General features: G+C 67.5%; 9 protein-coding genes. 5 read left to right on the top strand and 4 right to left on the bottom strand.

From position 1 onward, the window contains the following. Positions 1 to 231: 231 nt before the first annotated feature. The 4 genes from ACGFI6_RS16680 (at position 232) to ACGFI6_RS16665 (ending at position 5,822) form a co-directional block, all read left to right on the top strand. Positions 232 to 2,283, top strand: a complete 2,052-nt coding sequence (locus ACGFI6_RS16680) for an SCO7613 C-terminal domain-containing membrane protein (protein ID WP_393119286.1) — start codon at positions 232 to 234, stop codon at positions 2,281 to 2,283. Between the two features lie 75 nt (positions 2,284 to 2,358). Next, positions 2,359 to 3,891, top strand: a complete 1,533-nt coding sequence (locus ACGFI6_RS16675) for a PfkB family carbohydrate kinase (protein WP_393119284.1) — start codon at positions 2,359 to 2,361, stop codon at positions 3,889 to 3,891. 119 nt (positions 3,892 to 4,010) lie between these two features. Beyond that, complete coding sequence (locus ACGFI6_RS16670) at positions 4,011 to 4,238, top strand: hypothetical protein (protein ID WP_393119283.1); 228 nt, start codon at positions 4,011 to 4,013, stop codon at positions 4,236 to 4,238. A gap of 57 nt (positions 4,239 to 4,295) precedes the next feature. Then, positions 4,296 to 5,822 (top strand): PfkB family carbohydrate kinase, encoded by a 1,527-nt coding sequence (locus tag ACGFI6_RS16665; protein ID WP_393119281.1) that lies wholly within the window; start codon positions 4,296 to 4,298, stop codon positions 5,820 to 5,822. Between the two features lie 3 nt (positions 5,823 to 5,825). Here the strand turns inward: ACGFI6_RS16665 and ACGFI6_RS16660 are convergent, their stop codons facing one another. Continuing rightward, positions 5,826 to 6,671 carry a hypothetical protein gene (locus ACGFI6_RS16660; protein ID WP_393119279.1) on the bottom strand — a complete coding sequence of 282 codons (846 nt, stop codon included), beginning with the start codon at positions 6,669 to 6,671 and terminating at the stop codon, positions 5,826 to 5,828. Between the two features lie 265 nt (positions 6,672 to 6,936). On the opposite strand from ACGFI6_RS16660, the gene ACGFI6_RS16655 reads away from it, so the two are divergent. Next, positions 6,937 to 7,083: a hypothetical protein gene (locus ACGFI6_RS16655; RefSeq protein WP_393119277.1), complete on the top strand. Its 147-nt coding sequence runs from the start codon at positions 6,937 to 6,939 to the stop codon at positions 7,081 to 7,083. A 10-nt stretch (positions 7,084 to 7,093) separates the two neighbouring features. On the opposite strand, the gene ACGFI6_RS16650 is transcribed toward ACGFI6_RS16655, so the two are convergent. From ACGFI6_RS16650 to ACGFI6_RS16640, 3 genes are read right to left on the bottom strand one after another with little or no spacing between them, the layout of a single operon-like run. After that, on the bottom strand, positions 7,094 to 7,618 hold the full coding sequence (locus ACGFI6_RS16650; protein WP_393119275.1) for a hypothetical protein: 525 nt from the start codon (positions 7,616 to 7,618) through the stop codon (positions 7,094 to 7,096). Positions 7,619 to 7,671: 53 nt separating this feature from the next. Beyond that, the gene (locus ACGFI6_RS16645; protein ID WP_393119273.1) at positions 7,672 to 9,429 is read right to left on the bottom strand and encodes an IucA/IucC family protein; all 1,758 of its coding nucleotides are present in this window, start codon (positions 9,427 to 9,429) and stop codon (positions 7,672 to 7,674) included. After that, complete coding sequence (locus ACGFI6_RS16640) at positions 9,426 to 10,673, bottom strand: lysine N(6)-hydroxylase/L-ornithine N(5)-oxygenase family protein (RefSeq protein ID WP_393119271.1); 1,248 nt, start codon at positions 10,671 to 10,673, stop codon at positions 9,426 to 9,428. Before ACGFI6_RS16640 ends, ACGFI6_RS16645 begins: the two co-directional genes overlap by 4 nt. Position 10,674: the final 1 nt, after the last annotated feature.

Below are 10,674 nucleotides of genomic sequence, written 5' to 3'. Positions count from 1 at the left end.
TCCTCGCAACAGTGGTACCAACCCGAGGAGGCTCCGATGCAAACCGCCGCCATCACCTGCCCCACCTGCCGCACCCACCTGGTACTGACCGTTGTCCCAGCCCCTTATCCACACCCTTACCCACAACCCCAACCCCCCACCAACTACTCCCCTCCCACCCCACCCCAACCCGCCGCCCCACCGCCTGCTCCCATGGCCGCCCCGCCGCCTGTTGCTGGAGCGTCTGTTGCCGTGCCGCCCCTTGCCCCGCCGCCGCTCATGCCGCCGCCGCTTGGGCCGTCTGGGGGTCTCCCGCGGTACCCGGCGCACTTCGGTGCCCCGCGCCCGCTTCCTCCGCCGCCCAGACAGCCCGCGCCCCCGAAGGTCCACCGGCTCAGCCCGCAGAACACCCTCCTGGCCCTCGGCGTACTCCTGATCCTGGCCGCAGGCGCAACCTTCCTCGCCGTCAACTGGCGCAGCCTCCCGGTCACCGCCCAGGCCGGCATCATCGCCACTCTCGCCGCCCTCGCGTTCACCGCCTCCATCCCCGCGAGCCGACGCACCCTCACCGGCACCGCCGAAGCCCTCGCCCTCCTCGGCACCGGCCTGCTCACGGTCGACCTGTACGGCGCCCGCGCCCTCGGCCTGATCTCACCGACCGCGATCAACACCCCGACCTACAGCGCGATCATCGCCGCCACCATCGCCGTACTCACCCTCCTGATGACCCGCGCCGCCCCCAAGGTCGTCACGTACGGTGTCATCACCGTCATCGCCGGCCAACTCGCCCTGCCGCTGCTCCTCCTCCATCGAACAACTCTCCCGATCATCCTCGCCGCCCTCCTCGCGCAGGTGCTCCTCACGCTCTTCCTGTCCGCAAAGGGCACCCCGGCCATCCGCCGTACGGGCTCCATCACCGCAGCCACCGTCCTGGTCTGCATCCTCCTCACCGGCACCGCGAACACACTCTGGGGCCTGCTGACCGAGAGCACCACCTACCAGACCGCGGCCGTGACCTGCCTGGCCGCCGCCACCGGCATCGCGATCCTCCACAAGCGCCCCCTACCAACCACGATCCCGTCCGGCATCGGTGAGGCCGTCTGCGCCGCCGCGGCCGCCTTCGCGATCGCCACAACCCTTCCCCAGTACGCCGACTGGCTCACCACAGCCTTCGCCACCGCCCTCGCCATCACAGGACTCCTCGCACCCCGCCGTACCGGGAAATTCGCCGTCGTCCTGCACACCGCAACCATCACCGCCGCAGCCGTCGACATCGTGTACTGCATGGCACGCGAGGACCTCCGCCAACTCGGCTACCTCGCCGCAATCGCCGCCGTACTCGCCGTCTACGCCGCACTCCGCCGCGTGTTCGACCCGGTCCCCACCACAGCCGTCGCCAGCCTGAGCGCCCAGCTCGCCATCGTCCTGTTCGCCTCCGACGGCTACATCAACGCCTGGCCCGCAGCCATAGCCCTCGCCGCCCTCGCCACGACCGGCATAGCCATCGCCTGTGCATACGCCCCACCCCGTGCCGATCTCAACGCCGTCGTCGGCGGCGTCGGCATCAGTGGCGGTGGTGTCGGCGTCGGTGGCGGCGGTGCGCCGGGGCCTGCGCCGGTCCGCCTCGGTTCGTACCGGCCGCTCGAACTCGTACTGCTCATCACAGCCGCCTGCGCCGCCGTACTCGCCGAGGTCGCCGCCGCAACCACCGCCACCTTCACCGCAACCGGCGTGGTCCTGACCCTCACAGCCGCCCCATTAGTTGCCTACGGCATGAACCCGCGCCGCCGCCCCGCCCTGCCGATCGCGGCACTCCTGTTCACCGGCGCCAACACCGCCTTCATGCTGGCCGCAAACGCCCACAAGCTCGAGTGGTACACACTCCCACCCGCCATCCTCCTGCTCACCCTAGGAATCCTTGCCTGGCGCAACCGTTCCAGCTGGATCTCCCTAGGCCCCGGCCTCCTCGTCGGCCTCGCCCCCTCCACCTTCGCCGCCAGCACCCTCACCGCCGACCCCCTCACCACCGGCACCGCCGACTGGCTCCGCGCCACCCTCGTAGTAGCCGCCGCCGTCGCCCTCATCCTCCTAGGCGTCCGCCGATCCCTCCAAGCCCCCTTCCTCATCGGCGCCGCCGCCACAGCCAAGATCGCCATCGCCCAACTCCTCGACCTAACCCCCCTCCTCCCCCGCTGGATCACCCTCGCCACCGCCGGCCTCATCCTCCTCACCACCGGCGCCACCTACGAACGCCGCCTAACCCAAACCAAACAAGCCACCCGCTGGATATCAAACCTCCGCTAAGTCAATCGCTTGGACGGCGTTCGCTCGGCAATCCATTGCATAATGGGGATATCAGCTCACTGCGTTGGGGGACGCATGACCGATCGCCTGGTCCAAGGACCGCTTGACGGCTCGTACCTCGTACCTGTCCTCGGCTCGCTCCGGCGACACGACGGGCTCACCGTCAAGCGCCTCACCACGGTGCCGGGAGGCCAGGTTCTGCTCCGCCTCCCGGTCATCCAGAACCACGCTGTTCAGACTGGCCTCAAGCCGGCCGAGGCCGCGGTCGAGGTGATCGTTCAGCAGGTCGCGGCACTCGAGTCACCGACCGACCGCATCATCGCCGACGCAGTCCTAAGGCTCGGCCTCTATGTGGAGCGATACCGGGCGCACCGCATCTCCCGCCGCGCGTTGCACCAGCTCACCGCCGGCGGTCTGGGCGACCGGCGGACCGCCCTCCTGGAGAACTGGAGCGAACTGCACGCAGCGCTGGACGAGCGACCACCTACAGGCCAACTCGCGGGCGAACACACACTCCGCGCGCGCCTGGAACGGGAAGTCTTCGAGCGTCTCGGCGCAGCACTGGTCAATCCGGAACCAGCCGCGCCGTCTGCCGCGGCGAGCCGGCCGGTCCCGTCGTCGAGAGCTCAGACCGTCGATGCCACAGCGGCCGGAACAGTCATCGTGGTCGGCGGCGCCGCGATGGACCACACTTGGCGGATCGGCACGCTGCCGGCCGCAGGACGTTCCACGGTAGCGATGGAATTCACCCGCGCCCCTGGCGGCAAGGGCGTCAGCCAGGCCGTCGCGGCCGCTCACCTCGACCTCGACGTGGCACTGATCGCCGCGGTCGCGACCGACGACGACGGCCGTGAGATCGAGGATCATCTCGCCCGCGAAGGTGTCGACATCTCGTTGCTCCATCGCGTCGACCGGCGCGGCGCCAGGACTCCAGCCACGGGAATCTTCGAACTGCCGTACGGCAACAGTTCCGCCGCGGTCTGGCGTGACGACGTCGAGCTGGACACCGCAGCGATCGAGCAACACGCGGACGTACTCGCGACCTGCGATGTTCTGCTCCTCACATTCGAGCTACCGCAGTCGGTGCTGCGACGCGTCCTCGATCTGGTGGCGAGCGCGTCGGACCCACCCGTCGTCATCGTGACTCCCGGCCAGCCCTACCCCAACCCGCACCAGGTCAGTCCCCTCCTCAAACAGATCGACTACCTGGTCGCGCACTCGTGGGAACTCGAAGGATTCGCGTTCTCCGACGAGGCGAAGTACGACCCGGAGTTGCTCAGCGACGACCTTCTGAGCCGCGGTCTGCGGTCCCTCTGCCTTCTCAGCGTGCCCGACGGCGGCAGCATCTACGAACGCGGCAAGGCAACGGCTCAGATCCCCAGACTCCCCGGGCGGGTCCGGGAAGGGTCGATCACGCGAGACGCGTTCTGCGCCGCGCTGGCGGCCCGCCTGATCGAGGACCGCTCCCGTACCGAGGACACCTTCCTGTGGGCAGCTGCAGCGATGGCGAGCTTCGCCGCCAGCTACCACGAGACGCCGACCGCCCGGCCATCACGGGCAACCGTGGACAAGCAATTCGACGAGATGCCGCGGCATGCGGCCGGCTGATTGCCAACTGGCAGCCGCCGACTCCGTATGTCATGACAAAACTGGCACTGGTGGCAGCAACTGTTCTTGCCACGATCGAAGAAGGGCAGCACCAGCGCCCAGAAGGATCGAGGGATGCCATGTCCGCCAACCAGGTTCTCGCATTGCTGATGATCTTCGGCTTCTGTTACGCGATCGCCAAGAACTGGAGAAAGGTCGCCGTCTTCCTCGGCGCGCTGGCGATGACGGCCGTCTGTTTCGGTGTCTACTCCATCGTCGAGACGGTCCGGAGCGACCTCGGGCCGGCAGGCGTGCACGGCGACCGGACCGGAGCACCTGCACGGTCCGCCGGGCCCCTGTCAGAATGACAAGGACGCATCGTGATCGTCCGACTACAACAGCCGTGAAGGAGGTGGCAGGACCTGATGTCCGACAACGGCGACAACGGCGGTGAACGGCACTCGGAGCACGTGCGAGTACTGGCCAACGCACTCGAGAAGCTCCGCACCCATGGTGGCCTCACCGCCGACCGCCTCCGAGCCGACCGGACCGGCGTCTCCGAGCCGCTGCTGGAGCTCGCCGTAACGCGCCGGTACGCGGACGTCCACGAGCTGGACCTGCCCGAGGCTGCAGTCGCGTTGGTGCATGACTGCGTTCGCGAGGATCTCGCCGAATCCGCGCAGCTCGTCGCGGATGCAGTCCTGGCACTGCGCGTCCTTGAAGACGCTCTGAGCGTCGCCGGTATCGACGCCCATCTGACACGGGCTCTGTACAGCTTGGCGCTCGGCCGTCGCCGGGAGACGCTCCTGGACCACTGGCACCCGCTGCATGCGGCCCTCTCCGTGCGTCCGCTCGCCGCGCCGAGTGACCGTTACCTGCGCGGTACGACGGAACTCGCCGTACTGCGCGAGCTCGCGTATCAACTGACGCGGCGCAACACGTACTCCGTCGGGGTGAAGAACGTGGTGGGCGCCAGCGGGCCGGCGCCGTCGGACGAGCCGTCGCCAGGCCGAGTCGTCGTGATCGGCGGCGCCGTCATGGACGCGACGTTCCGGACCAAACACATGCCCGCGCCGGAGACGTCGACCGAGGCTTTCGGCTTCAGCCTGTCGCCTGGCGGGAAGGGCCTCACTCAGGCCGTGGCGGCAGCCCGCCTCGGCCTGCGAACCTCTCTGCTCGCCGCGGTTGCCACCGACCACTTCGGTGACGAGATCATCGAGTACCTCGAGGCGGAGCACGTGGACACGTCGCTGATCCGGCGCGTTCCGAACGCCACGACACCGTTCACCGGGATCTTCGAGCACCAACTCGGCGACAGCATCGCAGTCAACTGGCGCAACGAGAAGCAGATCCATCTCGAATCCAGCGACGTCCTCGAGCATCGCGACACACTGCTGGCCTGCGACGCGCTCCTGGTGACATTCGAGGTCCCGCGGGACACCGTCGAGGATTCGCTCGCCCTGGTCCACGACAGCACCGGCGAACGTCCGGTCGTGATCGTCACGCCGGGTCAGCCGTACAGCGACGACCACGTCTCGGCAGACACCCTTGCGCAGATCGACTACCTGGTCGCGCATGCCTGGGAGCTGGAGCCGTTCGCGCGCCAGAACGCCCCGTTCGATCCCGATGCCGTCGCCCGTACTCTGCTCGCGCACGGGGTCAGAACGCTGTGCTTGCTCGTCAGAGGCGGCTGCAACGCGTACTCCCGGCAGATAGGCGACGTCCTGCAAGTCGCGGCACCACCGGCGATCTACAAAGAGTCCTCGGTCGCACGCGACGCCTTCTGCGCGGCCCTCGCCGCACAGCTCATCGTCCCCAACCAGAAATTCTCCGAAGACGTCGCCCGCTGGGCTGCGGCCGCGATGTCCTGTGCGGCCTCCGACTTCCCACGCCGAAACTCGCTGCCGACGCGCCGGCGCATCGACGACCTGCTGGAAGGCATCCAGCAGTAGGGCTCAGCGCAGGATGCGGTACTGGTCCTCCGGCAGCACCCTTTCGGTCGCCCCGCGGACGCGGCAGCAGAAGATCAACGAGTCCTTGAGCTCGGCGGTGCTCTTGGTCGCATGCCGATTCGCCGCGCAGAACTCGTCGATACTGCGCACCGCCGGGAAGCTCGCCCACATCTCACGCAGGCTCATGTGCCGACCACGGTAGTACAGGTACGGGCGGGCCCGGACGGTCATCCAGCGTTGCCAGTTCGACGCCAGATAGCTCGAACCGGTGAACCCCAGGTTCGGATCGACGACGGTCGTCAGCAGTTCGGCGTCGCCCTGCTTCTGGAAGTGTTTGCGCACCTGAGCCAGCAGAACGGACACCGCGTTGGCCGGTGCACCGTCGAACGAGTAGACCCGCGAGAGGTCCCAGACTGCTTCCCGCCGGATCCCGAACTGCGCGTCCAACTGGTCGGCGACCCGTCTCCACTCGAGCGGGGACGCGCTGCACAGCGTGAGCGGCGTGCCTGTGACCTTGTCGACCAGCGCGAAGTTGAGTGAACCACGGCGGGCGTTGCGCAGGTAGTGCAGGCTTCCGAAGACCCGATCGGCCGCGTCACCGATCTGCTGGAACTCCAGGTCCGACAGCGCATACTCCCGCCGCGGGATCAGATCGCGCACAGCTCGCTGGTCCTTGCGCAGGCGTGCCGCGTTGCTGATGACGACCGAGACCGCCGCCGGATAGCTCACCCGGCCGGAGTCGTCCTTGTAACGCTGCAGGTGGAGGCGTGTCCGCACGGCGAGTGCGCGTCGGTCCACCCCCCACAGGCGAGCCAGCCCCAGCAGCCGTTCGTCAGCAATCGTCTGCACGCCTGGATGCTAGCGGATGGTTGCTCCGGCGTAGCAACTTCACAAACGTACATCTTTTGGCACGCCGGCACCGGGCTTCGTGCCATTTGGCACGAAGCCCGGCGGCAAATGGCGCATCGCGCATTCGTCAACGCGCCACAAAGCATCTGGCCAATGCTCTGGTCCGCCTTTTGGCAGGACCAGGAACACCAATATCCGCATTGCCGCCCGATTGTCGTGCGGTGAAATAGAGATAAGACAGGCGCACCGCGGAAGGAGAACTCCGATGCAAATCCTTGCGATGTTGGTCGCGCTGGCTGGGACGATTCTGGTGACGTCGTTCTGGCGGCAACTGCTCACCTTGATGCTGGTCAGCGTGGTGCTGGTCTTCTGCTTCGGGCTCTACAGCCTCGTCAGCGTAATGGCGCGCTGACGCCACCAGGTCAGTCGCCGGTGAACCACCGCGACATCCCTTCGGCCAGGACCTGGGCGCGGGCCCAGACCGGGTCGGAGCGGAGTTGCCGGGTGGAGTGCCGGCGCACCGAGCGGTACTCGATCGAGCGTTCGGACAGGCTGCTGTGCCGATCACAGACGAAGGCGTGGTCGGCCAGCAGCTCGAACTGATCGCAGGTCACGTCGATGATCCAGCGGCCGGGCGCGGTCGCGCGGCCGATCTCGATCCAGCAATGGAACTCCAGCGCCTCGCCGTCGACGACGATGTCCCCGACGCAGTACCGGGCGCGCAGGCGCAGCATCCAGGGCAGTTCCTGGAGCAGCCACGCCGAGCTCACCCCGCACTGGCCGGCCGAGGGCGGCAGGTCCGGACGTTCGCTGAAGTCGGGATGCACGGTGGAGTCGGACCACTCCAGCGACAGCGCCGCCCGGTACGCGTGCAGGCGGCGCCGGAAGCGGCTGGAGAAGAACGGCCCGGTCTCCGGACGGGCCGGCGCCAAGGCGAGATGCGGCACGATGGTCCCCCAATTCTGCTCGGCCGCCGCACCCCCGTGCGACGGTCACAGGTTCATTGGGCATTGTCCAAGCGCGCGGAATCACTTGGCAAGATCATTTCGGAATACACCGGAGTGACACTGTTCAGGGGATTAGGGATGGTGCCTGTTACTGGGATTGGTGGGCGGGTGTCGAGGTCGGTGTAGCCGAGCGTTAGGCGGTATCCGTTGAGGGGGTAGCGGAGGAAGGTGGGGGCGGTCAATGCGGTTGCTTTTAGGCGGTCGGTGTATTCGGGGTGTTGTTCGGTGTAGTGGTGTACTTCGCCGGCGGTGAGGGACCAGAAGGTTGGTTCGGGGATCAGGTTCTGGGCGGACAGTGGATTGAGGACGCCGAGGAGGAGGGCGTCGACCACGTACTGGCGGAGGATCGGCCAGGGTTTTCTGGGGAGGACTCTGGTGTGCGAGTCGGGTTCGGGGCCGCGGGCAACGATGGGGGTGGTGGAGAGGTTGATGTCGTCGACGAGGTCCTTGATGACCAGGCGGGCGGGGAGGCCCTCGGGGGTGCAGATGACGGCGAGGTTCTCGCCGTGCGGATTGACCGTGATGCCGTAGTGGTGCAGGAGATGCAGGAGCGGGCGGAGCAGGGTGGCGAGCAGGGCGCTGAGCCACGTCTGTGGGTCGCTGCCGCCGCGCGCGATCGCCGCCTCGGTGAAGCCGGGATGCAGTACTGCGGCCAGCGGCCAGACCGTCTCGCCGTCTCGGAGGCGGGGGTCGAGTGGGTCGCGCCAGATGCAGCCGAGGGTCTCGGTCCACTGGTAGGGGATGCCGGGGTGGGTGGAGAGTTGCGGATGCGGGACGGTGACCGAGGCGACTTCACCGAGGAGTTCGGTGCCGAGGCGGGAGAAGACTTCGTCTCGGGACCAGAGACCGCGGAGCCATTGGGTGATCATCGGGGCGGCGAGCGTGCAGTGCTCCGGGATGCCGCGGTAGACCGAGGTGTTGAGGATCTTCAGCGGTAGTTTGACCTGGTACCGGTCCGTACGGCTGACGTTGACCATGGTCCGGATCGACTGCGTCGGCAGGTACTCGTCGGGGCTCTCCCCCAGGACGACGATCTCGCCACGAGCCAGTTCCCGCGCCCATTCCGTACGGATCACGTGGTCCAACTGCCACGGATGACACGGCAGCCACACGTACGCGTCCGGATCGTCCAGCAACGCACGGAACTCCTGTACGGTCGCCGGATCCAACTCCCGCTCGATGACAGCGTGCTCCGAGAGGTCCGGCGTACCGCGGAACTCGGCGAGACCGCGCCGTACGGCCAGCCAGACCAGGTGCAGCGGCGTACGGGCCTCTGGTGCATAGCGCTCGCTGTCAGCGGCGGAGAAGCCCAGACGGCCCTTGTTGGCGACCAGGAGCGGGTGCCCGGTCAGGTGCCCTTCGAGGCGGCTGTGGTGCAGCTCGAGCAGGTCAGTGGCAGGCAGTGCGCTCGATGCCATCCGTACGTCAGCAACCAGCGTGCTCGTCAGCTCGGCAACGTACCCGGCCGCCGTGGAGCCGTCCACGCCCAGTACGTCGGCGGCGTCGACGAAGAACTGGATCGGGTCGGTGGCGACCTCGCTCTCGTCGTTGCCGAGGATGCCTGCGGTGGTACGGCGAACCGATGCCGGATCGACCTGCCAGGTACCGAACCCTCCGCGCTCCGCCTCGAACACGTACGACACCGCTCCGAGGTCCAGGCGGTTCTCGTCCGGTACCAGCAACCCCTCCGCGCAGAACTGGGAGATGAGCTTCGCCAGCAGCTCCGACGAGCAGCGTTCCCAGGCGTTCATCCGGGGATCGCAAACGTCGTGTACGCCGTGGACTTGGGCAGCCGGTACACCTCTCGACCGACCACACTGTTCAAGATCGTGGCGTTGCGGATCGCCCCGATCCCGAGGTCCGGCGCGGCGACGCCGTGGCTGTGCAGGTCGGCGTTGGCGACGAAGATGCGTCCCTCCAGGGCGCCCCGGACACTGTGGTCGCGGTTGATGACCCAGCGACCGGACGCGTCGTGCTCGAGCTGATCCTGCACCGACTCCAGGAACGGCAACGGGCGGTTCCGGTACCCGGTCGCGGCCACGACCGCATCCGTCGTGTGCTGAAACGTCTGCCCGCTGTCGGCATGCAGCATGGTCAGCTCCACCCCGTCGGCGCGCGCCACCGCCGACACCACCGCGACGCCACACATGAGCTCTGCGCCTAGATCCCTTCTGTACAAGGCGTCATGGATGTCGTCCAGCGTCTCCGAGGAGATGCCCTTGTAGTGCCGCCACTGCTCATTCACGAGCCGATCACGGACCGGCTCGTCCAGGCTGTGGAAGTAGTCGACGTACGACGGCGTGGTCATCTCCAGCACGAGCTTGGAGTAGTCCAGCGGCGCGAACGACGGCGTACGGGTCAGCCACGACACAGCGGGGCCGTCAGCGCGCAGCAGGTCCAGTGCGCACTCGGCACCTGATTGACCGGAGCCAACGACAGTCACCCGACCTGTACGCAACAGGTCGTCCCGACGGAACAAGTAGTCCGCTGAGTGCAGGAAGCGCTCAGCAGGGAGACCAGCCAACGCGGCAGGTACGGACTGCTCCGTACCAACGCCAACCACGAGGTGCCGCGCCTCGTAGTGCTCGACGGCCTCGCCGCGCTCAACAGTCAGCTCGAACGCGGACCCGTTCCAGACAGCCGACCGGACGTGGTGCCCGAAGTGCAGTGAGTCCAGCTGCGCGGCACACCATCGCAGGTACGACTCGTACTCCCGGCGGGTCGGGTGGAACTTCTCCCGTACGTAGAACTGGTAGAGCCGGTCGCTGTCGCGCAGGTACGACAGGAACGACAGGCGGTGCGCCGGCTCGACCAACGACACCAGGTCCGCCAGGAACGACACTTGCAGCATCGCGTCCTCGAACATCAGCCCGCGGTGCCAGGTGAACTCGGGCCGACTGTCGAACACCGCCAGCCGTACGTCGTCCACACCGTCAGCCAGAGCGGCGAGCCCCAGGTTGAAGGGCCCGCAGCCGATGGCGATCACGTCGTACATC

Origin of the sequence: Kribbella sp. NPDC048928, assembly GCF_043197975.1 — a bacterium.
Taxonomy (GTDB): domain Bacteria; phylum Actinomycetota; class Actinomycetes; order Propionibacteriales; family Kribbellaceae; genus Kribbella.
Note: the sequence above shows the minus strand (reverse complement) of the source record. Positions and strands in the feature narration are given on the sequence as shown.